We start from the raw sequence: 26,632 nt of genomic DNA, 5'->3' as shown, positions 1-26,632 counted from the left end.
CCACCTTCGATTGGGATTTGAACAGGAAAATTCACATGTTGAGCCATGAAAACAGGGGTGCGTACGCATCCCGGGAAATAGTTGGGGCACCAAAAGTACGTGCTACCCTCCTCCGCGCCAGCGTAACTGGGCTTCTTTGCATGGGTTTTGCCATTTCCGCCTGTGATCCGTTCACCGTCATGAACGAGCAAGATCCTGAATCACTCGAAGCCTATTACAGCGGTTGCCACACGGTTTATGAGGGCCCCACTTGTGAACTGCCTGAGTTCACCGAGGATACCGAACACAAGCTGACCTTCTGGGTTGCGGGACACGAAGCACCAACCATTCAATTCAACTCCGAACGTGGCAACAAAGAGTTCAATCCCGAATTCATCAAAACCGAGGACGGATTACGATTCCAATTGGTTGCGCCGGAGCAAGCAGGCTCATTCACGTTTGACGTATCTCAACCTCAAGCGCGCTCCTGGAGCCTTGAAGTACAACCTTACGAACCTCGGCACCCTGTATTACTCGAAGCCGCCAAGCTTAGAAAAAACAAGAAGCATGCTCAAGTTAAGATGCTATTAGAGTCAAAACTTGCCGACTTTACGCCTCGGGAGCTTGGTGAGGCCTTGAGCTTATTGGGGCGATCCGAACTCAGCCTCAAGAATGCGCCAGAGGCCATCGAAAAATTAGAGCAGGCTTACGAAGCACATATCAAAGCCGGGAGTCTCGGTGCGGCTGTTCGGGACACCACCACTTACGCATGGACCTCAGTCTACCGAATGGGGATGCAATTCGATAAGGCGAGCCTTCACGTCAACAAAATGCAGGGCTTGTTACCCAACCACTACGATAGCCAGCATTTTTATCGCTGGTCGCAATCTCTCATCGCCGAGAAGTCTAGCAATCATCGCGGTGCACTCAACTTCTCGCAAGGCGCAATGGCGCTTGCAAAAAAAATTGGCAATCAACGAAATGCTGACTACCTCGCACACATTTACAGCTGTGCACTCATGAATCTTCACCAATTCGCACAAGCAGCCAAAGTCCTTGAAGACCGAGTGTCGAGAATCGTTCTAGAAAATCCGACTTGTGAAGATGCGGAAAATCTCAATAGCCTTGGTTGGGCCCAGTTGCTCAATAAGCTCGACAGTCAAAGCGATAGCGATACGATGGGTACCCCCGCCAAAGAGTTGCCCGACCCCACGGCGCACTTTGAGAACGCTCTCCAAATCTCCCAAGATACGACGATCTGTCATGCCGATAAACAAGAAGATACCAATAGTCTCCTCAACCTTTCGCTGATGTTTCTGGCCAAAAAAGAGTTCAAAGAAGCAAGGCGTTACCTCGCCAAGGCGGAGGCAACTGGAAAGGTCTCAGCTTACTATCAAATGTGGTTTGAACAAACTCACGCGGATCTGTATTTAAATCAAGACCAACCGCAGTTAGCTCTTCAACACTTTAGTAAACTTCGTCAACTCAGTAAAAATTCTCCCCATGCCTACCTTCACTGGCGAGGGCTGGTAGGTGCAGCAGCAGCTCATGCATCTCTCGGGCAGCATCAAAAGGCTCAAAATTTGTGGGAGCAAGCTCAAGCTCATGTTGAACGCGAGAGCTTACAGGCTCCCATCCATGCCGGGCGAGAAAGCTTCCTAGCGCATCGCCAACAGGCCACCCAAGCCTATGTCGCGTCTCTGCTTCAATCTGGAAAAGTAGAAGAAGCGCTCAAGGTCATCCGGCGTGCCCGGAGTCAACTTCTACAAAACCTTCAATGGAACTCGCGAACCGCGAACCTTGGAGATGGCAAGATGGCTCAGTGGCAAACAGCCATGGCGCAATACAAGCAGACGCGAACCGAGTTACAGAATCTCAAAACGGACCTATGGCAGCTACCTGAATATGAACTCAGACAAGCCCTGAATAAAGCAGAGTCTCTAGAACGAAAAGTTAGACAAAATCTTGATACAACCTTTGCACTGTTGGATATGCAGCGCACTGAATCAACATCACAAGCACATTCGTTTAAACCAGGCGAGAATGAAATCGTCTTAACATACTTTAAGCTAAAAGAATCCTGGGTCGGATTTTTAGAAACCCAGCAATCTATCTCGTTCAGATTGTTGGGAAATCTACCTGAAACACAGAGCCTCCAGGCTCTCTCTAAGATACTCTTAGGCCCATTTAAGGAAACTCTTCTGCAAGCCAACAAGGCCTACTTCCAGCCATGGGGAAAACTAAGAGAGATCGATTTTCACCGCCTTCCTATCGACAGCAAACCGCTCATCCAGTTTACACAAGTCGCGTACTCCCTAAGCTTGCGCAGTCGCGTATCATCACAGTCCAATGAGCCTCTCAAAGCACTGATCGTGTCCGACCCGGCTGGCAACTTACCTCTTGCTCGACAAGAAGCGCTAGCTGTTTCAACGATCCTAAAACAAGACCTTCTGGCTCAAGTCAATCAGGTGTCTGGGGAGTCCGCTGACCTCAACACAGTTAAAAGCGCCATGAAAGGTGTGCACCTCTTTCACTATGCGGGTCACGGTCAATTCAGAAAAAATGTCATCAGCGACAGCGCTTTGCTTTTAGCAGACAATACACAACTAAACATTGGCGATATACTGGTGCTTCCCCAAGCCCCCCAATCTGTCATTCTCTCTGCCTGTGAATCGGCTAAAACGGATAAAGCTTTTCCACTCGAGAGCCTAGGGCTGGCTCAAGCATTCGCCCTTGCCGGGAGCAACGTAGTTATCGCCTCCACACGCCCAGTCAAAGATGAGCTCAGCCGGTATATCACGACCCAGCTCTACAAATCGTATCAAACCAGTGGAGATTTTGCAGCGGCGCTGCAAGACGCTCAAATCATGGCATCTCAGCAGTACCCAGACGCCGACTGGTCAACCTTTAGACTCATTACACCCAATTAAGTCGTACTACCCCCTAAGAAAGGAATCTTCAGCAATGAAGCCCCAAATGAAATCAATGAAATATACAACCCTAGCCGCCTCACTCTTGATGGCCGCATGCGGTTCAGAATACGAAGCCATTACCGTTGAAGCAGTCTCTCCACATGGAAGTGCGTTGAGCGCTACAGCCGCAACTTGGCTCGACGAATCCAAGTCGCGTAAGCGGTTCATCGCTATCAAAAATCAAGACGCACAGGCATGCCCCACCCCGAACGTTCCTGGCGGGAACCCTGCATTCACCGTCACTCCCCTTTTCGCGACTCAGCAAGGAAACGATGACGTTTTTCAACAACCACGTGAGTGGGCTCTTCAGCAGTACTGTCTCTACGAGACACAGTACACCGTCGCATTTAATCCAGGCCGCGATATCCCTGTGGACTTGGAGCAGTTACTCTGCAACGCGAACAGTGGCCCAAACTGTCTGAAGCAAATCAATCCGGACCGTTTTGCAGTTGGCGCTTATGGCTCAGCTAATCCGAAGTCTCAATTTTCTGAAATCATGGCACCACTTTTCGAAGACGAGTTCCTCGAACACTCTGGTTGGGTAAGCTCAGCCGCCGACTTTCAATACGACGGCACGTTGCCTGTTCGACTTTCTTTTCTAGACACCAGTCGAACCGAAGGTCCTGACTCAATCTCTAATGCGTCACGCAATAGAACCAACCACCGCAACTCCGACCACGGCCTTTTGATGGCCCGAATTGCAGAAAAGCACCTATGCCCTAATGGACTCTCAAATTGCCACGCCGACATCACCACTCAGTTGGCACTCCCCTACGTTGTGGAAGCTGAAGAGATAGTCGATAGCGCTACCGCTTTAAGCATGATTGTTGAAGACACTCACAATGGCGGTGAATTTGGAAGCATCTCTTGGCTCGCCCAAGCAATCAACCGCGAAGTAAGCGCATGGCAGCGTGATAAGGAAGCCTACCATTCACCCAACCCGAATCAGCGCCTTATTCTCAACATGTCTCTTGGATGGATGCCTGCCTATGGCGGCGGCTTCGAAAGTGACCCTGTTGCTATCCGAACATTCAACGGGCTCAGTATCTCCGACCGCAAAGCATACATCGAGAGCGTATGGCCAGCAGACGTTGCTGCCGCTTTCACAGCTATTCGTACCGCACGGTGTAAAGGTGTTTTGATGCTGGCCGCCAGTGGTAACAAGTCCGGTGGACAAGACCACACCGACGCTCCTTTACTTCCCGCCGAATGGGAGCAAATCAACGCGCCGACCGAGGCTGAGTGTACCTACTATGCTGAGGGACCCGCCGGTTCTGCTACCGCATCTGACAACAATAACGATTCCTTCGGAATCGATACCGCATCTCTCTCCACTTGGCGTCCGCAGCCGATGCTTTATGCCGTCAGTGGAGTCACGAGAACAGGTTCCGATATTGGGAATCAACGCGCAGGCGCCCGCGCCCATTTGGCCGCTTATGCGGACCATGTTTCATTAAAGGATCACAGAGAACAACTCGACAACTGGCTTTCCGGAGCTGGCTACAGCCTCGATTCATATCTTGGAGCCGATAACAGTATCTACATCACAGCTCAGACGGGAACTTCCGTCGGAACTGCCGTGGTCGCAACAGCCGCTGCGGCTATGTGGCGATACAATCAGAGCTACCCACTTCAACGTGTCATGAGAGACCTTTACAGCTCTGGCGAAACCATCGAAGAAACAACCACCGTTGGTTCTTCGTCCGTTACGAATACTGTGAAGGCTGAATTTTGCCACTCAAAAATTTGCCGAGCGAGCAAGCGTATTACAGTCTGTAAGGCTATGCAGAAATACAACTCAGCGATGAGCTGTGGCTCATGGGCCAAAGAGGCTGACCCTATTCCCGACTCAACAGCAGAGAAGACAGCGTTTACCGGTGCCAGTCTCGCGACTGCGTTACAACACCATGGCTATGTTTCGTTAAGTATGACCAGCTCAGCTTCAACGGATCCTGTTTGTGGTGCAGGGCATACAAGCCTTTACTCGGAAGTGAATGTGGATGGCATAGATTATATTGAGACAGAAATGTGCCCAGAGGACCAAGCATATAATTATACAGCTGCTCCTTGGACATTGCCGCAACCTGAAGGCGGAAACGGTGGCTGCGGCGGTGGTGACTGCGGTATGTTTGCAAGTAACGGAATCGTTGCTCTGAGCAGTAGCTATACAAACTTCAGCTTGTTCTCTAGCCCTACGCTCAGTGTGACCAACAACTCAGGCACCGTGACCAACTTTAGCCTCGGTAGCTTGTCTGGATTCAATATCTCGATGAACTTTGGTTCCGGGGCCTTTGGCTCAAGCAGCAGTATTAAATCTGCCAGCTTCAGCGGCTACACCAGCTCCTACTCATTCTCTAACCCAATCTATCTTGGGTTCTAATAGACCATGACAAAGGGGAGAGTTATGCTCTCCCCTTCATGGGTCTATAAACTCGAGATCAGTGAAATAGCATAGATAGGGAACAGCCCAGCCTGGGGCTGCTGACTCCGTTTTGAAATGAGCCTTACGCAAGGCTCTTCGAGGCAACCTCGAATACATCCTTAGACAATCCATCGTGAGCAACAATTCGCTCTAGCTGCACCTTAATCAATGCTTGGCGCTTCTCATCGAAACGTCGCCAATTGGCCAAGATTCTCATCAAACGAGCCGCAACCTGTGGGTTGATGTCATTGAGCGCTAAAATCGTATCACCCAAGAAGCTATAGCCCGATCCGTCCAATGCATGGAAGTGGACTCGGTTACCCATACAAAACACACCAATCAAAGACCGTAAACGGTTCGGGTTGGTCATGCTGAATGCTGGATGCTTTGTGAGTGCTTTGACTTCATCAAGCACTGTTTCACGGTCAGCCATCGCCTGCAGTGAAAACCACTTATTGGTCACGAGCGCATCGTCTTGCCACTTGTCATAAAATGCAGCAAAAGCATTTGTTCGCTCTTCAGTATCCGTGTCTGCAAGATTACCAAGAGCAGCCATCACGTCAGTCATATTATGAGCTGCCTCATACTGATTGAAACAGCGCGTGGTGATTGCAGCATCATCAAGCTCCATCAAATAGCTTAATGTTGTGTTCTTTAAATCACGACGGCCGACACTTTCCGCATCGAAAGTATACTCAGCTTCTTCCTGGTTGGCGTTAAAGACGGTCTCGAACTCAGCGCGCAACGAAGTTGCAAGGTGTCCCTTGAGTAACTTACGAGCAGCATGGATATTATCCACATCCACGACTTCCATTTTCTCTGCGAGATAAGCTTCCGACGGCAACGTCAATGACTCTGCCAGCAGCGCCTTATCAAGCCCCTCTGTCGTAAGAAGTCTACGGAAAGCTTCGACTACCAATTCAGGGATTTGGGGCTCTTTACCAGCACGTAGATCTTCAATCATGCCCATGATTACGCGAATGCCGAGTGTTTGGCCTGCTTCCCAGCGACTGAAAGAATCCGAGTCATTGGCGAGCAAGAACGCTAGGTCTGCGTCATCGTATGCAAAATCAAGAATTACGGGAGCAGAAAACCCACGCAATAACGACGGCACTGGTTTCTCTTTCACACCATGAAAGGTCACCGACTGCTTGGTCTCACGAACTTCAATCACACGCTCGGCCAAAGCTTCGCCGCCTGCTTCCAAGCTCACGGCCATGTCTGCGCCGTCTGCGCCAAGTAATCCCATCTTCACAGGAATTACATAAGCTTCCTTGGTTTCCTGACCAGGCGTTGGCGGACAACTTTGCTCAAAGTGCAGAGTGGCTGTTTCGCCCGCCGCATCATATTCCATCGACGCCTTCAAACGTGGCGTTCCCGACTGGCTGTACCAGCGCTTAAACTGAGTTAAGTCTGCGCCATTGGCATCTTGCATCGCGGAAACAAAATCATCACAGGTAACCGCTTGGCCATCATGGCGTTCCCAATAAAGGTCCATGCCCTTACGAAAACCACCTGCACCGAGAAGCGTATGGTACATGCGCACCACTTCCGCGCCTTTTTCGTAAACCGTTCGGGTGTAGAAGTTGTTGATTTCGATGAATGCTTCAGGGCGAATCGGGTGACTCATCGGGCTTGCATCTTCCGCAAACTGATGGGTGCGAAGCAACTTCACATCCTGAATACGCTTTACAGCGCGGCTATTGAGATCTGCAGAGAATTCCTGGTCTCGAAATACCGTCAAGCCTTCCTTGAGGCTAAGCTGAAACCAATCTCGGCAAGTTACGCGGTTGCCCGACCAGTTGTGGAAATACTCATGGCCAATGACGCCTTGGATGCCATCAAAGTCAGTATCGGTGGCCGTATCTTTACGAGCCAAAACATACTTCGAGTTGAAGACGTTGAGTCCCTTGTTTTCCATTGCTCCCATGTTGAAGTCGTTCACAGCAACAATCATGTAGATATCTAGGTCATATTCTAAACCGAATACATCCTCGTCCCACTTCATAGATTGCTTCAGAGCAAGCATGGCGTGGTCACACTTATCAATGTTCTCAGGCTCTACGAAGATCTGTAAGAGCACTTCTCTACCGCTGGTTGTGGTGTACTTATCTTCAATGTGCTTCAGGTCACCTGCAACAACCGCGAAGAGGTATGCGGGCTTCTTAAATGGGTCGACCCACTTGACGAAATGCTTGCCACCATCAAGGTCGCCCCGTTCAACTGGGTTACCGTTGGACAATAGAACTGGGTAGAGCTTCTTATCGCCAACAATCGTTGTGGTGAAATCGGCCATCACATCCGGACGGTCTAGGTAATACGTAATCTTACGAAAGCCTTCTGCTTCACACTGAGTGCAAAATATACCGCTGGCCTTATAGAGACCTTCAAGCGCTGTGTTCTCCTGTGGCTTAAGAGCAACAGTCGTGCTCAACTGAAATACGTTTGGCGTCTTGTTGATGTTCAAGGTTTCAGCCGCGACCGCGTAATCGTCTGCCGCAAGGTCGGTGCCGTCGATAGCGATAGAGCGAAGCTCCATGTCTTGGCCATCTAAAACCAAAGCTGCATCCGCTGGCCTATTCGCATTGCGACGAAGTGAAAGTGTGGAATGAACCAACGTTTCATCTTCTCCAAGCTCAATTCTCAAATCGACATTATCGATCCAGTAATTGGGTTCGGTGTAATCCTTCAGGAAAATCGTTTGGGGAGTGTCGGTTTTCACAGGTAGCTCCTAAATATGGGGGTTTCCAGCAATGCGTAATCGGCAGCGGGGGTATCACGGGCAATCCAAGATGACCAGATGGACTCTCTAAAAAGGGGACAACACGGTGCGTCATAAAGAAGCGTTTAATTCGTTCGACAACGCTTGTATAGATGGAGTTCAGACGGTATCCACATCCTGCCTAGTTTCCCCAAACAATAGAGATTTTGTTCATGAACTCTGTTTTTATACGATTCGTTGCCCTGAGCCTTTGTATCTTTCAAGGCTCGGTGGTGTTCGCCGCAGGCCGCTCCATCGCCGAAGATAAGTTTAGGCAGCTCGAAGAAATCCTCCCAACACCCGATGAAGCCCGCCGAGCATCGGGCGCGCCGGGTGCGGAATATTGGCAACAACGGGCCGACTACAACATCCGCGCCACACTCGACGACGTCAATCAACGACTCATGGGCGAGGCAGATATTACTTACACCAACAAGAGTCCCGATACGCTCAAGTATCTTTGGGTCCAGCTTGACCAAAACATCTTCGAGCACGACTCAACAAGCTCCCTCACCCAAACCGCTCCTGGGTTTGAAGAGTTCTCCTACAAACGCCTCGATTACTACCTTGCCCGAGAAACTTACGACGGCGGTTATAAAATTCAAAAGGTTCTCGACGATGACGGCGATGCGCTGAAGTTTACGATTGTTGATACAATGATGCGTATCGATTTGCCGCGCCCGCTTCGCCCTGGCCGCTCCATCGAGTTCTCCATCGCTTGGGATTACAATATCAACAACGCCAAAGTCATTTGGGGACGCACCGGCTATGAATATTTCGAAAAAGACAAAAACTATATCTACGAAATCGCTCATTGGTATCCGCGTATGGCGGCCTATACCGACGTCAACGGCTGGCACCATAAGCAGTTTGTAGGACGCGGAGAGTTCACCCTGGAATTTGGAGACTTCGATGTCTCGATTACGGTTCCAGGGGACCACATCGTTGCAGCTACCGGTGAGCTCGCCAACGCAAGTTCAGTACTAACCAGAGCGCAGCGTAAACGCTTAGACGAGGCACGCCGTGCCGATTCTCCCGTGTATATCGTGACCCCCGAAGAAGCAGCGGCTGCCGAGAAGGAGCCAGCAAAGAAGGCAAAAACTTGGCGTTTCAAGGCAAAGAACGTTCGCGACTTTGCTTTCGCCTCATCGCGGAAATTTATTTGGGATGCCATGGGCTACAACCAAAATGGCAATATCATTATGGGCATGTCTTTTTACCCGAATGAAGCCGAGCCTCTTTGGAGTAAATATTCAACCCAGGCAGTACTGCATACCATCGACTCGTATTCACGCATGACCTTCGACTATCCCTACCCCACAGCTATTTCGGTGAATGGTCCGGTTGGCGGCATGGAATATCCAATGATTTGCTTCAACGGTCCGCGCCCTATGGAAGATGGAACCTATTTCGATATCCCGCGTGAAGCTGGCGAGTGGAGACACTCCAAGTATGGGCTCATCGGCGTCATCATCCACGAGGTGGGCCATTTCTACTTTCCGATGATTGTGAATTCAGACGAACGCCAATGGACTTGGATGGATGAAGGTATCAACACATTCGTGCAAACAATCGCAGAGCGTTCCTGGGAAGAAAACTATCCGCGTAAAAAAGCTCTGCCTCGCAACATGATTAATTACATGAAGAGCGACTACCAAGTTCCCATCATGACCAACTCGGAATCCCTCCTACGATTTGGCGCAAATGCTTATGGTAAACCGGCAGCAGCCCTAACCGTGCTTCGGGACACCGTCATGGGCCGAGAGCTTTTCGACTTTGCATTTAAGGAATATGCCAATCGCTGGAAATTCAAGCGTCCGATGCCCGCTGATTTCTTTCGCACCATGGAAGATGCCTCAGGCATGGATTTAGACTGGTTTTGGCGCGGTTGGTTCTACAGCACTGATCATACCGACATCTCCATTGGTGATGTGACACTCTATGAACTCGATACAGCCAATCCAAAAATTGAAAAGCCAAAAGCCAAAGCACGCAAGCTCCGCGACAATCCAGCCACCATCTACGCTGGTATCGAAAAAGGCCAAAAAACGCGTCTCGACCAATACCCCGAGCTCGCCGACTTTTATAATAGCTACGATGAGTTCGCGGTAACTTGGCAAGACGAGAAAGCTTACAAAGACAAGCTCGAGAAGCTGGACCCACACGAGCGTGATCTCCTCAAGAGTCAGCGAAATTATTATGTGGTAGACTTCCACAACCATGGCGGCCTGGTGATGCCACTGGTTGTAGAAATCGAATACGAGAACGGTAAGAAGGCAATCCATCGCATCCCGGCCGAAATCTGGCGGCGTGACTCCAAGAAAGTCTCCAAGCTTTTCGTCACTCAAGATAAGATTAAAAGTCTGTCGCTGGATCCTCTACAAGAAACCGCAGATGCCGACCTGACCAACAACCATTGGCCGCCGCGTGTGATTCCGAAGACCTTCAAGCTCAAGAAGACCAAGCCGGGTAAAAACTCAATGCAGAAAGCAAAAGAGAAGCCCGAAGAAGAGAAAAAGAAGGAAGACACCAAAGCGGAGCCAAAAGAAGAGCCGGCCCAAAGCAATACCCCAGCCACTGAAGCGGCCGGTTAAAACCAAGGCTCAATCTGCTTGTCTCAAAAATTGCTGCGCGTCCCAGACCGGCCTATACAGCCGGTTAAAAATGGGACTCATGCATGTCTGAAAATTCAGTAGATACAGCGTACGAAAACCAACTGAAGGTTATCGTGCGACCTTTACCTAAAGTTGTATTCTTTTACATGACGTGGCTGGCCTCATTGGGTTGCGCCTGTCTTGATGGGTTGTTCCCTGCCAAGGTTTTGGGACTGGCTTGGATGGCCGTATTTATCTTCAATCTTATCACCATTGCCTTCGACTTCACGGCTGACCGGTGCCTGATGCTTTTGATCCTCGGTGCCGGCATCGGTTATGGCTTCTACCACTTCAGCCTAAGCGCTCCGGTTCAAAAATTTCTTCATGCGATGAACCCCGTGATGAATCAGGGCTTTTACATGGTGATGTTTGGAATCTTCACCTTTGTCTACATTTTTGTATGGGTTCAAACGCGCGTAAATTACTGGGAATTTCGGCCCAACGAAGTCATTCATCGATGTGGCTTCTTCAGCCGCGCCAAGCGTTATCGCCCCGAACTTATCAAATGGGACAAAATGGTCCCGGATATCCTAGAGCGTATCCTGCTCGGAACCGGCACCATGATTCTCACGACAAGTCAGGAAGACACCCCCGTGATTCTTGAGCATGTCCCCGGCATCAGTAATATCGATGATAGAATCGCCAGCGTCTTGAATGTGCAAGTGACCGCCAGTAGATAGTTTCTATGAAACTCCACGCCGAAGTTCTTGGAAGCGGACCACCGCTGCTTATCTTTCATGGTCTATTTGGTTCAGGAACCAATTGGCGCACGCTGGCTAAACACGTGTTTGCCAAAGATTATGAAACGCATCTCGTCGACCAGCGCAACCATGGCGACTCTCCTCACGACGATGAATTCAATTACCAGGTGATGGGCAAGGACATACTCGATTATATTGAGTATACGAAACTCAATAACCCAGTTGCCCTCGGGCATTCCATGGGCGGTAAAGCTTTAATGCAAGCCGCCGTTACACAACCCGATGTCTTTAAAAAAATCATCATCGCAGACATCGCACCTCGCGCCTACGGCGGTAGCTTGAGACCCATTATCCAGGCTTTAGAGTCTTTGGATCTCAGTGCACCAAATCGCGGCGAGCTCGATAATGCATTGGCTAAGGCTCTGCCCACCGCTTCGCTGCGAGCTTTTCTGCTCAAAAATGCTAAGAGGCTTCCAGAGGGCGGCTTTCAATGGCGGGTCCATCTCAAGGCCATTTCTGAGAGCTACGACAATATTAATGAAACGCTTGAGGTCAATCAGCCTTTTACCGGACCCACTCTTTTCGTAAGAGGCGAGAAATCCGACTACATTCGTGATGAGGACCTAAGCACGATTCGCACCCATTTCCCGAGCGCAAACCTAGTGACCATACCTGGCGCCGGACATTGGGTGCATTATGAGGCACCTAAACCGTTTGCCGCTGAAGTATCAGCGTTCCTTCAATCCTGAGCTTCTCGAGGAACGCCCACTTCAACGCCACTCATTTTTTCAATCGCTTTGACCAAGGCATGGTTGCCCTCTAAACCGAGCCCTTGTCGCTGTAGGCTTTGATAAAGCTGATGAACCAGAGCTGTTCCCATCAATGGTACGCCCAACTCGTTGGCAGCTTCCAAAGCCAGCCGTAAATCCTTTTGTTGCAAATCAATCGTGAAGCCTGGTCTCCAGTCACGTTCCACAACCTGTGGACCGCGATGACTCAACATCCAAGAACCCGCGGCGCCACCAGAAACTGCAGCCAAGGTTTTGTCTAAATCGAGCCCACCCGCTTCAGCAAAAACCAAAGCCTCGCTCACCCCCAGCGCGGTCACCACGACTAAGATCTGATTGACAAGTTTGACCGTTTGGCCAGAACCAATGGGGCCAACGTGGGTCACCGTTTTACCCATGGCTTCAAAGACGGGAAGAGCCCTCTCAAAATCGGATGCGTCACCGCCCACCATAATACTCAAGGTACCGTTTGCCGCACCTTCGCTGCCACCGCTTATCGGAGCATCAAGCATCGATGCCCCCTTTTCTTTCAGCGCCTGCGCCATCGCGCGTGTAGCTTTCGGGCTTATGGTGCTCATATCGATAACGAGTTTACCGGGCTCTATGCCGTGGATAATTCCGTCTTCACCCAGGATGACAGCTTCGACATCGGGTGTATCACTGACACAAACAATGATGATGTCAGATTCTGCTGCGAGCTCAGCAGGTGTATCCACAACCGTTGCTCCCTCAGATTCGATCGTTTCTGACCTTTTTTTTGTACGATTCCATACGCTCAGAGGGTATTTTTTACTCAAGATATTCGACGCCATGCCCTGGCCCATGATTCCAAGTCCGGCAAATCCAATTTTTGTACTCATCTTGTTCGACTCCAAAATCTAACTCATTTTTACTTGGCTTCAAGCGTATCAAACTCGGGAAAATTGCTGAGAGCCCCCATAAATGAACCTCTCAAAAATTTCCCCTTGTGTACCACGCTGTACGAGCGACCGCACCCTTATCCCCACTCGCGCCGATATATGCATGAAATGTAGGTGTTATACTACTTTGTATTCAACACACTGACCAACGCAGATAGCCTCGTACATGACTGTTATCATTGCGCTTTTAACTTGTATGCAGAGGTAGGGATGTTAATGTTCAACTATGATGGACTACATACAAGACCTACCCAACGCTGCCACCAGCATACAAGTTCTCTGGGGCGTCGTTCTTCTCGCGAGCGCACTGGGTTTAACCTGGATGTCATTGAGACTCGTCAGTACGGCGCTCAAGTGCGGCGCACTGGCTCTGCTGGTCTACGCCCTGCTCACACCGGCTACTCAGATTCAGACACAAGTTGATGGGCTATTAGCCGACGGACGGACCGCGCTCACCCAAATGCTCGAGCAGACACCCGACCAAGAATCGATGGACTTCATTGCTCAAATCGCCAGCAACGCACTAAGCCCAGAGTCAACCAATCTCGACAAGCCGCTTCCTTAAGTCTTCAAGTCCTGCTGCCTTTTCAATAAGGCGAATCCACGTCACCCAGCTCAACATAAACGCTCTTAAGCTGTGTATAGTGCTCCAGCGCTGCGAGACTGTTTTCGCGGCCAATCCCTGACTGCTTTACGCCACCAAACGGCATTTCAATCGGCGTAATATTATAGTTGTTAATCCAGCAAGTGCCCGCTTCAAGCTCTGCCACCACACGGTGAGCACGTTGAATATCCTTGGTGAACACCCCGGCAGCCAAACCAAACTCTGTACCGTTGGCCCGCTCAATCGCTTCTTCCTCTGTATCAAACACCAACACACTCATGACTGGCCCAAAGATCTCTTCCTGAACGATTGTCATTTTATCTGTGCAGTCAGCGAAGATAGTAGGCTCAACAAAGAAACCCTTATCAAGGCCATCTCGGGTGACACGATTACCACCAAGAACGAGACGAGCCCCCTCCTCGTTGCCCTTCGCAATATAGCCCAAGACTTTCTCCAAATGGGGACCACTGATAAGTGAGCCAACATCGGTGTCCGGAGCCATTGGATTGCCGATTTTCATTTTAGCGGTACGCTCTTTCAACCGTTCCAAGAACGAATCGTAAAGACCCCTCTGAACAAACACCCGAGTAGCGTTGGAACAGATTTCACCTTGAGTATAAAAGTTTCCAAGCATAGCCGCTGAAATAGCATTCTCAAGATGCGCATCATCGAAAATAACCAAAGGCGACTTGCCTCCAAGCTCCATCGTGACATGTTTCAGGCGGGCGGCCGCACTGGCCATGACTTTACGCCCTGTTCCCACTTCACCGGTAAGCGAGACCTTCTCTATCCCCGGGTGTTCGACCAAAGCGGCACCCGTCTCTCGCGCGCCCTGCACGCAGTTATAAACTCCGTCCGGCATGCCGCTCTCTTTAAAAATTTCAGCAAGCTTCGGGGCGGTGAGAGGCGTCATTTCCGAAGGTTTAAAAATCATCGTATTGCCCGCTGCCAAAGCCGGTGCAGCCTTCCATGCAGCGATTTGAATAGGATAGTTCCAAGCACCAATGCCCAGGCACACACCGAGCGGTTCTCGGCGAGTATACGCAAATGCAGAGCCGCCTAAATCGAAATGCTGACCGTGCAATGAGGCTGCAATTCCGCCAAAGTATTCGAGGCAATCGGCTGCAGACGCCACATCGACCGCTTCTGCCTCCGCAATCGGTTTACCGGAATCTTCAACTTCGAGTTTTGCCAAAGAATCGTTGGCCTCACGTAACCGGCGAGCTGCTTCAATCAGAATTCGCCCACGCTCAACGCCGGTCATCTTCTTCCAGGTCTTGAAAGCTTCTGTGGCCTTAGCTACCGCCAGCTCTATTTCGGCAGGCCCCGCAACTTCCACCTTCGCGAGCACTTCACCCGTGGCAGGGTTTCGAGTTTCAAATGTTTCACCACTTTGATTGGAGACATACTCTCCACCAATAAAGCTTCGAACAACTGCGGTTTCGCTCATCTCATAACCCCCACAAACAATGTGTTTGTTTTCACATATCGTTAGGGAGGTAAGAGGTGCAAGCAAGAGCCCCACTCTCTGAGCACGCTCCGAACTTAAGCAACTTCTAAAGCGCGGCGATGTGCGGACTGAGCTGGAATCCTAAGAGATTTTGACAGGTATAACAGAGGACATGACTTTACCGACCCGCTCACGCGATTCACGGGCCGCGTCTACCCAGCCGCCTCGGTAGAGCCGATGGGCGAGAATGACGGTTCCAAGCACCACTTCTAGGCAGAGGCCTATCCAGCCTCCCAAAGCACCTAAACCCATCTTGTAACCCAATAGCCACATCAAGGGTGGCGTAAAAAGCCACGCAGAAATGATACCGACCACTGCAGGGAAGCGAACGTCCCCTATTCCGCGGAGTACACACCGCGAGACGATATTGGTCCCGTCGAAAAACAAAAAGACGCACGCCACGTAAAATAAGGCCATGGTTCGTTCGACGAAGACTGCCTCGGAGACAAAGAGTGAAGCTATCTCCCTTCCGAAAAGAACCAATATCACGCCGCATAAAACCATGTAGGCGGTTACCAGCTTTGCGGTAAGCCACGAAATCGGTGTCACGAGCTTATCGCGTGAGGCACCCACTGCTTCACCCACCATGACAGATGCTGCTTCACCAAATGCGACCGCCGGTAAAAAAGCGAAATGAATAACCTGTAACGCAACTTGGTGTGAAGCCATCTCCACCTCATCAAGCCGAGAAATCATCACGGCCAAAAGCGTAAAAGAGCCCATTTCCAAGGTGAACTGCAGGCCGCTTGGCAACCCTATATCCCAAATCGCCTTAAGGTGATGCCGCCTCATTGTACGAAGCTGAGGTAATAAACCCCGCATCGCTACCAACATCACGCTCGCCTCGAGACAAGCCCCCGCCACGGTCGCCCAAGCAGCGCCAGCAACACCCATCTCAAGTTCGAAAATAAAAAGGTAGTCGAGACCAATATTGAGAAGGTTACCCGCCACTGAAGCCACCATGGGTAGCTGTGAATTGCCGCAACCATAACCGTATTCCCGAAATGCGACAAAAATCAATAAAGGGACCACCCCCATCATGCGTACCGTAAAGTAGCTCGACGCCGCATCCGAAGCGGATTCGCTTGCCGACAAATACGGGAGAACACTATCAACCAGCGGGCTCAACGCCATGAGAACCACACCCAACACAAGGGCAACCACACAGCCAGCACCTAAGTAAGCTACCGACTCATTCTCCAAACCTGCGCCGCGAGACTGAGAGACCAATACCTTGATGGCTCGTAACAATCCGAATGTGAAACAGAGTAAGGCAAAGGATAAGGTTATCGCCAGACCAACGCCGGCAATCGCCGAAGTGCCGAGCCGGCTCACGAAAGCGGTATCAACCAAGCTCATCACACTGTAGGAGACCATCGATACGGCAATGGGCCAGGCCAAGAGAATAAGGTGGCGCAACGGCCCATTTTCCCATTCGAAACTCTGATTGTTTTTTTCTTCCGGGTCCATAACCCACCTCACTCTATACGTCAGAACAAAGTCGAGACTTCGTGCGATTTCGCCGGTCAACTGCTGGTTCAGGATTGAAGGTGTCAATTCAGACTAGAAACACACTCCGGTGTAACCTGCAGAAAGCCGGACCGATTTCAAATGGGCATGTGCTTACGCGGCAGCCTTCATCGAATTCGGTTTCATCGGGCGGCGGGCAACCATCGAAGTACCAAGTTCTTTCTTACGAGACGTCGGGAAACAAAAGCTCTCGACCCTGAAGGTATTAGACTCTAAGCCGGTAGTGTCAACCGGCAATGCCGCCAGCGACCAAATTTTATCATTACTAAAAGTACGCGTGGCCGATGAGTAGAACCCGTTCGCGTGATGGCTTAACCCTCGAAACCATGCTCCTCGAGCATCTGGTCGACCACCTGAGCCAAGGTATCTAGGCCCGGATAGGTCGCCATGCTTTCCTCACAACACCGAACAAAACCGATGGCCATTTTTAGAGTGGTTTTACGGCGGTCACGGTCGAGGTGGCGGCAGAGACCAAGGACACCTTGTAGAATATCACCTACTGGGTAACTCGAGTCTTGCGTAGCTTCACCGAGCATCATCTCGGCGTTTCCAGTTGCTCCGAAAAGAGAAGCGACCAATTCAACGTCACGAGGAGCTCGGCATGTGGCAGCCAATATCTCGATGTGTTCAGCATCCATCTCACTTGTCGCCAGCTTCTTGAGTGCCGCAGACCATGCCAAATGCAGAGACACGACGCCACCAGAACGCTCTCGAGCTAAAGCTTCAAATATTTCATCAATCGGATCTGACATATCTACGCGTCGCTCCTGCGAGACTATAAATTTGGACGAAGCCACTTCTTAGCCTCATCTAAGATCATCTCTTTGCGGACCGAATAATTCAAGAGCTGATCGTCACTGATCTTGCCTACATTGAAATATCGGGCCTTTGGATGCCCAAAATAGAGCCCCGACACCGATGAAGCTGGATTCATCGCAAAACTGGACGTCAAAGTTGCACCGATGTTCTCTGCTGCGGAGAGTAAAGTCCAAAGTGTCTCTTTTTCAGTATGATCAGGACAAGCGGGATATCCGGCTGCTGGGCGAATACCGCGATACTCTTCCTTCAGTAAAAACTTCAAGTAAGATTCGTCGACTTCACCTGAGGCATCAATGGCCTCTTCGGTGCCATAGCCCCACTCGTCTCGCATAATTTTATGAACATACTCGGCCAGGGCTTCGGCCAATCGGTCACCCAAAGCCTGGATAATAATAGCCGAGTAGTCGTCTTGCTGGTCGCGATAACCTTGAGCCATTGCTTCGACTTCGGACCCCATAGTTACCGCAAAAGCACCAATGTGGTCCGCACCTTGATCACGAGTTGCCACGAAGTCAGCGAGACATTGCTGTGGCTTCTTGGCACCCCGGTCTATTTGTTGTCGTAAGAAGTGAAACGAGCAGAGCTCTTTACTTGAGTCATCGGGATTCAAAACACGAACATCGTCACCATCTCGATAGGCAGGCCAGAGACCAGCAACTGCTTTTGCCGTCAACCGCTTATGCTCAACAATCTCTTTCAATAAACGCTGTGCATCTGCATAGAGTTCTGTCGCCTGCTCGCCTCGGTCTTTGTGATCCAAAATTTTTGGAAAGGTTCCCTTCAGTTCCCAAGTCCAGAAAAACGGGGACCAGTCGATATAAGGTACCAGGGTCTCGAGCGCGATATTATCAAAAACCTTTAAACCAAGAGGTGGCGCATTCCCTTTGAGGTGATCCCATGTCAATTCAGGAGCTCGGCTACGAGCTTGCTCTAGTTTGAGAAAATTCTGCGCCTCGGAGCGAGCTGCGTAACGTACTCGCTCTTCCTCCTGAGCAACCTTAACCTTCGTAACATAAGCTTCTTTTCGGTCGCTGCTCAGCAGTTCATTACAAGCCTCCACGACCAAAGAAGCATCAGTAATATGAACCACCGGGCACTCATAAGCAGGTGCTATCTTGATGGCGGTATGAGCGCGGCTCGTTGTAGCCCCACCCACTAAAAGTGGGGTCGTCATCCCACGTTTTTGCATTTCACTGGCATTGTGATTCATCTCATCAAGAGACGGAGTAATCAGACCACTCATCCCAATGAGATCAGCTTTGTGTTCTTCGGCAGCATTCAAGATCGATTCACAATCAACCATCACGCCGAGGTCAATCACTTTATAGTTGTTGCAAGCCAAGACCACGCCGACGATGTTTTTACCAATGTCGTGTACATCGCCCTTAACCGTTGCGATCAAGAAAGTACCTGCATTCGTTGCTCCAGCGCCATCTTTCTCGTCTTCCATAAAGGGAGTGAGATAAGCCACCGCGCGTTTCATCACACGTGCACTTTTTACAACCTGGGGTAAGAACATCTTACCTTCACCAAATAGCTTACCCACCACTTTCATGCCGTCCATCAAAGGACCTTCAATCACATGAAGGGGACGCCCCAGTGCGACTCTCGCCTCTTCCGTATCAGCTTCGATAAAGTCCGTAATTCCGTTGACCAATGCATGAGAAATTCGCGCATTCACGTCAGCTTCTCGCCACACCAAGTTTGTAGTGGCTTTATCCTTCTTAACGCCCTTCACTGTCTCCGCAAAGTCTACCAGTCGCTCCGTAGCGTCTTCACGTCGGTTCAGTAAAACATCTTCGACACGCTCTAAGAGTTCGGGTTCAATCTCCTGGTAGACTTCCAGCATTCCCGCATTCACGATGCCCATATCAAGGCCAGCTGAAATCGAGTGATATAGAAAAGCCGCATGCATCGCTTCACGTACGGTATTGTTACCACGGAATGAAAATGAAACGTTGCTGATTCCGCCGCTGGTTCTCACGCCAGGACAGGCCTTTTTCACCTCGCGAATACCCTCAATAAAGTTCACACCATAATTGGCGTGCTCTTCCATACCGGTCGCAACCGTCAATACGTTTAGGTCGAAGATGATATCTGAAGGCGACATGCCCACGGTTTCCGTCAGTAGCTTGTATGCTCTTTTCGCAATTCGAACTTTATCTTCGACAGTGGCCGCTTGGCCCTTCTCATCAAACGCCATGACAATAACGGCAGCGCCGTAACGCATGCATAGACTTGCATGCCGCAGAAACTCTTCTTCACCGCCTTTAAGGCTAATGGAGTTTACGACGCCCTTACCCTGGACACATTGCAGTCCGGCTTCGATTACTTCCCACTTTGAGCTATCAATCATGATGGGCACACGTGCGATATCTGGCTCAGCCGCAACGAGATGCAAAAACCTTTGCATGCACGCGACACTGTCTAAGAGTCCCTCATCGAAGTTAATATCGATTACATTGGCACCATTTTCGACTTGCTGACGGGCTACCGCCAGAGCGTCATCGAAGCGGTCTTCTTTAATCAATTTACGAAACCTCGGTGAACCCGTCACGTTGGTACGCTCACCAACCATCATAAAGGGAGGTTTGTCACCCGCTAAAATACATGGCTCAAGCCCGCTCAACCGAGTGGCGTAAGGAAGCTCGGGCAATTCACGCGGGGTCACCGTTTTAAGACCATCCACAATTGCTTTGATATGGTCGGGCGTGGTTCCGCAACAACCACCGGCCATATTCAAAAGCCCATCCTCTGCCAAACGCCTCAGCGCTGCAGCGGTATCATCAGGCGTTTCATCGTAGCCTGCCGGGTTGAGTGGATTCGGTAGACCTGCATTCGGATAACAATGAACGTAGGCATCGGAGATACGCGCCAAAGACTTTACATGAGGCGCCATGGCATCTGCACCCAATGCACAGTTGATGCCCACGCAGAAAGGCTTCATATCGGCAATAGATATCCAACAGGCATCAATCGTTTGGCCGGACAAGGTTCGCCCTGAATTATCGGTAATCGTCACCGAGACAATAACCGGTAGACGCTCATGATGCTGATCATGAAATTTCTCGATGGCAAACAAGGAAGCTTTGAGGTTAAGCGTATCGAACGTGGTCTCGGGCAGCAAAATGTCCACACCGCCCTCTACCAAGGCTTCTACTTGCTCGTAGTAGGCGTCGACTAACTCGTTAAAAGTAACCGCACGAAAACCGGGATCATTCACATCCGGTGACATCGAAGCCGTTCTATTCGTGGGTCCGATGGCGCCCGCGACCCAACACTTTCGGCCGGGATTGTCGGCCATGAAGTCATTGACTACCTGCTTCGCGAGTACAGCAGAATCGTAATTGATATCTCGAACCGCCGACTCAAGGCCGTAGTCTGCCATACCAATCGTCGTGGCACTGAAGGTGTTGGTTTCAATGATATCGCTTCCCGCGTCTAGAAATTCCCGATGGATATCATAAATGATTTTTGGAGCCGTAATCGACAAGAGGTCATTGTTCCCCTTGAGATCACTAGGGTGGTCTTTGAACGCATCGCCTCGAAAATCTTCTTCCCCCAACTTGTGCTTCTGAATCATCGTTCCCATTGCGCCATCCATGAAGACGATCCGCTTTTTAAGGACTTCGCGAAGCTCACTAAACACAACAGATTCAGGCTTTATTTCCAACATTCACTATCCTCGATTTTATTAATTAGTTGGGGAGCCGAGCAGACTACAGAACACTAAGAGTCTTTTAGCTTGGACTTATCTAAGCCCTTTAATGCCTTGCTCCACGATGTTTCTTCTTGGACCAAAGGCTCAGTATCCCCAAATTCAAGTGGTTCATCTCCGAGTTCAGCACAGCCCGACACCATTCCAGGTAAGCAGGTTGGAGCAAAAGGAAGCTCCACAACCATTTGCTCAATCGCGATAGGAGCAATATCGACCATGGCCCCATCATGCTCAGAAACATCGAGTGCGATTTCTTCGCGGCTCTCCTGAGTCATCTTGTCTTTGTGTAAGTCGCCCTTGGATACATACCGGTGTACAAAATCAGTCTCGACCGGCCACTCAATCTCTTCGCCGCATCTTGAACACAAACAAGCTACTGCTCCGGTGACTTTACCGCGCACACTCACAACATTCGTATATTGTTCGGCTGTGTATTGGATTTTAAAGGCTTTACCGACCGGCGTTAAGCGTTCATCCAGCCGCTCCACGAACCATTCCACGAGAAGGTCATCAACCTCTTCGATGCGTGTGTTAGAAATTTTATCCAATATAATTTCAATAGGCATGCCTATCTCCTTGATCAACCATTGCCGTCCAGGAATTCACAAGCCACATAGACTGGATCGGATTAATCAGACCGCATATGCCAGGAAGACGATTAGGTCGAGTCTAAAATGCAGAGATTTAGGGCTATTTAGAGCCCTATCGACTGGCCAAGGAGTGACCGCGAGGCCGATATGGACTTGTCTTTAAAAGAGCTGAGCGCAACGCTTCGCGCCCTACATAAGAAGCTCTGATACGCCAAGTGGGTCGATTCGCCACATAGGCACCAACCGCATAACGCGGATTTTCAGCCGGAGCGAAGCCAACAAACCAGCTTAAGTCGCGTCCACGGTGACCGAGAGTTCCAGTTTTCCCGCCGCCGCCATGCTTGCCAAGGGCCGGCTTACCCTGCTCCTTGAAGGTTTTCCGGGCAGTTCCCGAAGTAACTGTGGCAACCATCATTTGCCGCAATGCTTTTGAACGGCTGCTTGGAAAGAGTCGTACTTCTTGAGTGGCTTGGCCGACTTTCCAAACAGGTTTGCGAGCTACCCCGCCGTTGCCTACCGCTGCCGCCATCAGTGCGCCGTGCAACGGAGAAAGATGAATATCACCAAAGCCCGCGGCAGTGCCGGCTCGCTTGAGCTTGTCTAGAGGGATATCGAAATTACCGTTCGCCGACTTGGATAATCCAAGGACATTAGGACGCTGAAAGCCAAAGGCGTGGGCCTCCGCTGCCAATTCAGAGCGAGAGAGAAATGCATTGGACCACCGAGCAAATGGAACATTGTAGCTTCGAGAAAATGAAGTCTTCATGCTCGCACAGGTGTTACCAGTTTTGCCGCGAAGATCAGCCGCGGTAATGGGTCGAAAACCACCGTTAAAACAAATCTCACTTTTACTATGGAGCCCTTTGCCCATCAAAGCAGATGCCGTGACAATCTTGAATACACTCGCTGCTGGCCACTTCGCGGTTGTCGCATGAGAATTTGCTAAAGCTCCATCTTCGTAACCAAGCGCGGTGAGAACTTCGCCTGTCTTGATGTCGACCACCGCCACCGCTGCTTCAGGAACATCGTAGTCATCAAAGAGTGTAAAGAGCTTCTTAGAAAGTACCTGATTGACCCCCGGAAACTTTACTTCCTTTTTCTGGCTGCGTTCACTCACCATCTGCTTCAGGCGGCTTTCAGCGGCAACTGGCTTAACCTCAGCTTTGGGTTGGGGCAATGTCGCTTCTTTTTTTACGTCGATTTGCTTTCGGGCTTCGGGCACATCCGGCAACTGGACAGTGGGCTCGGGCTCCTGAAGGACTGCGTTACGAGTTTTGGATTGCTGCGCGTCAGTGGCGATGGCTCTGGCCATAACAGGTTTAGCTTTTTCAACATCTCGGTTGTTTTTGACCGTATCCCCAATATGACTTGAAGCTCTCAGAATATTCGGAGTTTCAGTAGCAGTGTTCGAAGCCTGCTTGGGAGCTGTGCTTGGCTGGTCTTCGCCATCCGGCAGGAAAAGCATGCCCACTGCGACCACCCCACCGAGCATACTCGCTAGAAACACCTTGCGGGAAGCTTCACGAGTACGCCTGCGACTTCGGCTTCGTTGCATACTGTCATTGGCCACTGTCAACATGGTGCGATTTCGCCCCGTTAACCGGCTCTTGTACTTCATGTCTCGCACTCTACTACAAGTGCCTTACACAAGGATCGCGGTCAAATCTTTTTCCTAACAGATTGTCGCGATTTGCAACGAAAGGGGCTCAGTACGTACTAGCGCAAGCGCATCAAGAAGCACTTATGGAAGCAATTATTCAGCCTGGATTCACTCGGATCCGTTGACGACTTGGGCCTGATGTGCGAGCTGAAGAGCCCGGAAGAATCCGGGAGTGTATTCTAGCAAGGAGACGGTAATGGTTTCAGATATTTTCAATCCTGAGAAGTGGGACGAAGTAGAGGGATTTAATCTCAGAGATATTACGTATCACCGTGCGAAAAATCAGGGCACAGTTCGCATCGCCTTCAATCGCCCCGAGGTACGAAACGCTTTCCGTCCAAATACAGTCGATGAACTTTACCGGACATTAGACCACGCTCGTATGTCATCGGATGTTGGAACAGTCTTAATCACTGGCAATGGACCGTCCCCTAAAGATGGTGGCTGGGCATTCTGCTCCGGAGGGGACCAGCGCATCCGTGGAAAAGACGGCTACAAATACGAAGGCGCGGATGAAGGTAACGTAGATCAAGCAAGGCTCGGCAGACTTCATATTCTCGAAGTTCAGCGACTGATCCGCTTCATGCCTAAAATTGTAGTCGCTGTCGTTCCGGGTTGGGCAGTAGGAGGCGGTCACAGCCTTCACGTTGTTTGTGACCTGACCATCGCGAGTAAAGAGCACGCTGTTTTCAAACAGACCGATCCAGATGTAGCGAGTTTTGATGGCGGTTACGGCTCTGCCCTACTCGCACGCCAGTGTGGGCAAAAGCGCGCCAGAGAAATCTTTTTCCTCGGTCACAACTACTCAGCCGACGAAGCATTTCAGATGGGTATGGTTAACAAAGTTGTACCTCATGCAGAACTTGAAGATGTTGCTCTCGAATGGGCCGCGACCATGAACAACAAAAGCCCGACCGCGATGCGCATGATTAAATATGCCTTTAACATGATAGACGATGGCCTTGTTGGCCAGCAGCTCTTTGCCGGCGAAGCAACACGCCTAGCCTACGGTACCCCTGAAGCTAAAGAGGGTAGAGAATCATTTGTTGAAAAACGTGAGCAGGATTTTCTTCAATTCCCGTGGCACTACTAGAATTGGATTCACTCAATCACAGGTAGCCGTAAGTCCGGCTTACCGATGCGTGCCTGATGCAGCCTTCCAATCAGCGGTGCGGTCCACAAAACCAACTGATGGTCCGGGTGAAGCCCTCGAAATTTCTGAAACGCTCGCTCGAATTCGATGTAGCTGTCTTGACTCATAACCTGATGAACCGATGCCCTGGTAAACCTAGCATCTCGAGACAAGGCGACTGAGAACCAACGCCGAGCACTCTCTAAATCCTTATCCCGGTGCCTTGCAGCGGCACCCTTTTGGAAAGCCAGGCCCACACTCACGGGATTAAGCTGCTGAAGTTTATTCATCACTTCATCAAACAATGCCCAATTCTGGGTTAACCGATAAAAGTCGGCCGCCACCCGATAGCCAAGATAGCTGCGAGGAAATTCCTTAATCACCTGGCTCGCAGCCACGCCACCAACCTCTATTCGATGCCTTGCAACACGAACTAAAGCATTCGCTAACGCTTCTGACTGATCGTAGGCATCACAAAACTCGCTAAATTCCGCTTTCTGATCGGCATCAAGCGTCCCGGCGTCCAGGCCTGCCTGCTCTTTAAGCTTATACGGGGCAAGTCGCTCCAAAACTTTCAGCTGCGCTTGCCCCAGCATGAGCAGTGCCTCACCCCAGGCTAATTCCATTTGGGCAACCATCGCCCGGCCCTTCACCCCATGAATGACCAGGGCCGCTCGGATTCCCGCCGGAAAAAGCGCGATATTGTCGGCACGTAAAATTTCTAATGTGTCCTCAAATGACTTGGCCCGCATCAGTGGATGATCACCAAAACGGCTCAAATGCTGCCCATAAAAATAAGCTGCAATATCTTGTGCGTCGTCTAAATCAACATCATCCGAGACAACAATTTCTTTTTGCGACGACACCCCGGAGCAACCACTCACGAGCCATGCTGCACATAGAAAAATCGAGATCTTTTGTCGTAATAATTTATTCATGTCCGTATTCGTTTTTTACCACAAACCGTTATCCAGCTGAAAATATTCTTTGGCATTTGGCTCAGTTCATCTTGTCTTTCGAATACCAAGTACCGTGTATTGAGTTTAAATGGCCTTGTGGCAGTCCACCGTCCACCGCCTTGATGCAGTATGTTTTTGATATGGAGAGCTTATCAATGTAAGTAAAGAGCCTACCTGCACCAATATTTCCTCAAGATGTTGCTGGGCTCAGCACCTCACCTTGGGTTAAAATAACTTCTATGAGTGGTCACAACCGAGGCATATTTTTAGATAGAGATGGTGTTTTAATACCGCTTCAAAATGAGCGCGCCGACGTCGAAAAGAGTGAAATCTTTCCGCATGTTGGCGAAGCTATCCGAAAGATTCGCGACCTGGGCTACACTGTCTTCTTAGTCACGAATCATACCCCAGTCGCCCACGGCTTGATCTCAGAATCCAAGCTTGAAGACCTTCACTGCAACCTCGTCTGTTTCATCTCAGAGCAAGACCCGATGGCTTTCATCGATGGTATCTATGCCTGCCCTCATGATCCGAACGGTACTGAAGAAAAATACACAGAGAAGTGCGAATGCCGATTCCCTGAAGCATCCCTACTCCACCAAGCATCCGGGGATTTCTCCGTTGATTTAGGCCGCAGCTTCGTCGTTGGAGACCACGTCTCGAGTGTTGTCGCAGGCCATCTCGCGGGCGCTAAAAGCATTCTCGTGGAAGGACCACGCAATGAATTACCGCTCGAAATCACCCGCGATATTCCCGCAGAGCTAAGTACCCCGGATGCTAAACTTAAAGACCTTCTTGCTGTTGCCGATTGGCTCAAAGAAAACGAACCCTAAAGCCCCACAAGCGTGGGAACCTTCACACCCGGTAAAGCCTCAGCATAACACGTATTGATTTCTTCCTGGGTCAGGCAACG

Annotated in this window: 17 protein-coding genes; 8 read left to right on the top strand and 9 right to left on the bottom strand. The window is 50.3% G+C overall.

Annotated features, from left to right (window positions below):
* Positions 1-140: 140 nt before the first annotated feature.
* Both HOK28_11340 and HOK28_11335 read left to right on the top strand, forming a co-directional pair.
* Positions 141-2,909 (top strand): CHAT domain-containing protein, encoded by a 2,769-nt coding sequence (locus HOK28_11340; GenBank protein ID MBT6433679.1) that lies wholly within the window; start codon positions 141-143, stop codon positions 2,907-2,909.
* Positions 2,910-2,955: 46 nt separating this feature from the next.
* On the top strand, positions 2,956-5,331 hold the full coding sequence (locus tag HOK28_11335; GenBank protein MBT6433678.1) for a hypothetical protein: 2,376 nt from the start codon (positions 2,956-2,958) through the stop codon (positions 5,329-5,331).
* A gap of 124 nt (positions 5,332-5,455) precedes the next feature.
* Here the strand turns inward: HOK28_11335 and pepN are convergent, their stop codons facing one another.
* A complete protein-coding gene (pepN, locus tag HOK28_11330; protein MBT6433677.1) occupies positions 5,456-8,095 on the bottom strand; it encodes an aminopeptidase N in 2,640 nt (879 codons plus the stop codon).
* A gap of 212 nt (positions 8,096-8,307) precedes the next feature.
* On the opposite strand from pepN, the gene HOK28_11325 reads away from it, so the two are divergent.
* The 3 genes from HOK28_11325 (at position 8,308) to HOK28_11315 (ending at position 12,238) form a co-directional block, all read left to right on the top strand.
* Positions 8,308-10,728, top strand: a complete 2,421-nt coding sequence (locus tag HOK28_11325) for a M1 family metallopeptidase (GenBank protein MBT6433676.1) — start codon at positions 8,308-8,310, stop codon at positions 10,726-10,728.
* Positions 10,729-10,811: 83 nt separating this feature from the next.
* Complete coding sequence (locus tag HOK28_11320) at positions 10,812-11,468, top strand: hypothetical protein (protein ID MBT6433675.1); 657 nt, start codon at positions 10,812-10,814, stop codon at positions 11,466-11,468.
* 5 nt (positions 11,469-11,473) lie between these two features.
* Positions 11,474-12,238: an alpha/beta fold hydrolase gene (locus tag HOK28_11315; protein MBT6433674.1), complete on the top strand. Its 765-nt coding sequence runs from the start codon at positions 11,474-11,476 to the stop codon at positions 12,236-12,238.
* Here HOK28_11315 and HOK28_11310 read toward each other — a convergent pair.
* Positions 12,229-13,137 carry an NAD(P)-dependent oxidoreductase gene (locus HOK28_11310; GenBank protein ID MBT6433673.1) on the bottom strand — a complete coding sequence of 303 codons (909 nt, stop codon included), beginning with the start codon at positions 13,135-13,137 and terminating at the stop codon, positions 12,229-12,231. The two genes, HOK28_11315 and HOK28_11310, sit on opposite strands and share 10 nt — an antisense overlap.
* A 286-nt stretch (positions 13,138-13,423) precedes the next feature.
* Here HOK28_11310 and HOK28_11305 point away from each other — a divergent pair, with 286 nt between their 5' ends.
* On the top strand, positions 13,424-13,762 hold the full coding sequence (locus HOK28_11305) for a hypothetical protein (protein MBT6433672.1): 339 nt from the start codon (positions 13,424-13,426) through the stop codon (positions 13,760-13,762).
* 22 nt (positions 13,763-13,784) lie between these two features.
* Here HOK28_11305 and betB read toward each other — a convergent pair whose 3' ends face one another.
* The 6 genes from betB to HOK28_11275 all read right to left on the bottom strand — a co-directional run bounded on the left by betB (position 13,785) and on the right by HOK28_11275 (position 23,586).
* On the bottom strand, positions 13,785-15,251 hold the full coding sequence (gene betB, locus HOK28_11300; GenBank protein ID MBT6433671.1) for a betaine-aldehyde dehydrogenase: 1,467 nt from the start codon (positions 15,249-15,251) through the stop codon (positions 13,785-13,787).
* Between the two features lie 141 nt (positions 15,252-15,392).
* Positions 15,393-16,781, bottom strand: a complete 1,389-nt coding sequence (locus tag HOK28_11295; GenBank protein MBT6433670.1) for an MATE family efflux transporter — start codon at positions 16,779-16,781, stop codon at positions 15,393-15,395.
* A gap of 371 nt (positions 16,782-17,152) precedes the next feature.
* Complete coding sequence (locus HOK28_11290; protein MBT6433669.1) at positions 17,153-17,593, bottom strand: hypothetical protein; 441 nt, start codon at positions 17,591-17,593, stop codon at positions 17,153-17,155.
* A gap of 23 nt (positions 17,594-17,616) precedes the next feature.
* Positions 17,617-21,336 (bottom strand): methionine synthase, encoded by a 3,720-nt coding sequence (metH, locus tag HOK28_11285; protein MBT6433668.1) that lies wholly within the window; start codon positions 21,334-21,336, stop codon positions 17,617-17,619.
* A gap of 53 nt (positions 21,337-21,389) precedes the next feature.
* Complete coding sequence (locus HOK28_11280; GenBank protein ID MBT6433667.1) at positions 21,390-21,944, bottom strand: DUF177 domain-containing protein; 555 nt, start codon at positions 21,942-21,944, stop codon at positions 21,390-21,392.
* Between the two features lie 136 nt (positions 21,945-22,080).
* Complete coding sequence (locus HOK28_11275) at positions 22,081-23,586, bottom strand: hypothetical protein (GenBank protein ID MBT6433666.1); 1,506 nt, start codon at positions 23,584-23,586, stop codon at positions 22,081-22,083.
* Positions 23,587-23,824: 238 nt separating this feature from the next.
* Between HOK28_11275 and HOK28_11270 the strand changes: the two genes are divergently transcribed.
* Positions 23,825-24,721, top strand: a complete 897-nt coding sequence (locus HOK28_11270; GenBank protein MBT6433665.1) for a 1,4-dihydroxy-2-naphthoyl-CoA synthase — start codon at positions 23,825-23,827, stop codon at positions 24,719-24,721.
* 8 nt (positions 24,722-24,729) lie between these two features.
* Here the strand turns inward: HOK28_11270 and HOK28_11265 are convergent, their stop codons facing one another.
* Complete coding sequence (locus HOK28_11265) at positions 24,730-25,698, bottom strand: hypothetical protein (GenBank protein ID MBT6433664.1); 969 nt, start codon at positions 25,696-25,698, stop codon at positions 24,730-24,732.
* A 260-nt stretch (positions 25,699-25,958) separates the two neighbouring features.
* On the opposite strand from HOK28_11265, the gene HOK28_11260 reads away from it, so the two are divergent.
* Entirely contained in the window at positions 25,959-26,552 is a 594-nt protein-coding gene (locus HOK28_11260) for an HAD-IIIA family hydrolase (GenBank protein MBT6433663.1), read from the top strand.
* The last annotated feature ends 80 nt before the right edge of the window (positions 26,553-26,632 follow it).

Source organism: Deltaproteobacteria bacterium (assembly GCA_018668695.1).
GTDB lineage: Bacteria > Myxococcota > XYA12-FULL-58-9 > XYA12-FULL-58-9 > JABJBS01 > JABJBS01.
The sequence above is the reverse complement of the archived record's forward strand: the minus strand, read 5'-3'. Positions and strand labels throughout refer to the sequence as shown.

Excerpts from the sequence above, each read along its gene's own strand:
- HOK28_11340 (MBT6433679.1), top strand. The coding sequence starts at position 141 with ATGGGTTTTGCCATTTCCGCCTGTGATCCGTTCACCGTCATGAACGAG.
- HOK28_11335 (MBT6433678.1), top strand. The coding sequence starts at position 2,956 with ATGAAATCAATGAAATATACAACCCTAGCCGCCTCACTCTTGATGGCC.
- HOK28_11325 (MBT6433676.1), top strand. The coding sequence starts at position 8,308 with ATGAACTCTGTTTTTATACGATTCGTTGCCCTGAGCCTTTGTATCTTT.
- HOK28_11320 (MBT6433675.1), top strand. The coding sequence starts at position 10,812 with ATGTCTGAAAATTCAGTAGATACAGCGTACGAAAACCAACTGAAGGTT.
- HOK28_11315 (MBT6433674.1), top strand. The coding sequence starts at position 11,474 with ATGAAACTCCACGCCGAAGTTCTTGGAAGCGGACCACCGCTGCTTATC.
- HOK28_11310 (MBT6433673.1), bottom strand. The coding sequence starts at position 13,137 with ATGAGTACAAAAATTGGATTTGCCGGACTTGGAATCATGGGCCAGGGC.
- HOK28_11305 (MBT6433672.1), top strand. The coding sequence starts at position 13,424 with ATGATGGACTACATACAAGACCTACCCAACGCTGCCACCAGCATACAA.
- betB (MBT6433671.1), bottom strand. The coding sequence starts at position 15,251 with ATGAGCGAAACCGCAGTTGTTCGAAGCTTTATTGGTGGAGAGTATGTC.
- HOK28_11295 (MBT6433670.1), bottom strand. The coding sequence starts at position 16,781 with ATGGACCCGGAAGAAAAAAACAATCAGAGTTTCGAATGGGAAAATGGG.
- HOK28_11290 (MBT6433669.1), bottom strand. The coding sequence starts at position 17,593 with ATGTCAGATCCGATTGATGAAATATTTGAAGCTTTAGCTCGAGAGCGT.
- metH (MBT6433668.1), bottom strand. The coding sequence starts at position 21,336 with ATGTTGGAAATAAAGCCTGAATCTGTTGTGTTTAGTGAGCTTCGCGAA.
- HOK28_11280 (MBT6433667.1), bottom strand. The coding sequence starts at position 21,944 with ATGCCTATTGAAATTATATTGGATAAAATTTCTAACACACGCATCGAA.
- HOK28_11275 (MBT6433666.1), bottom strand. The coding sequence starts at position 23,586 with ATGAAGTACAAGAGCCGGTTAACGGGGCGAAATCGCACCATGTTGACA.
- HOK28_11270 (MBT6433665.1), top strand. The coding sequence starts at position 23,825 with ATGGTTTCAGATATTTTCAATCCTGAGAAGTGGGACGAAGTAGAGGGA.
- HOK28_11265 (MBT6433664.1), bottom strand. The coding sequence starts at position 25,698 with ATGAATAAATTATTACGACAAAAGATCTCGATTTTTCTATGTGCAGCA.
- HOK28_11260 (MBT6433663.1), top strand. The coding sequence starts at position 25,959 with ATGAGTGGTCACAACCGAGGCATATTTTTAGATAGAGATGGTGTTTTA.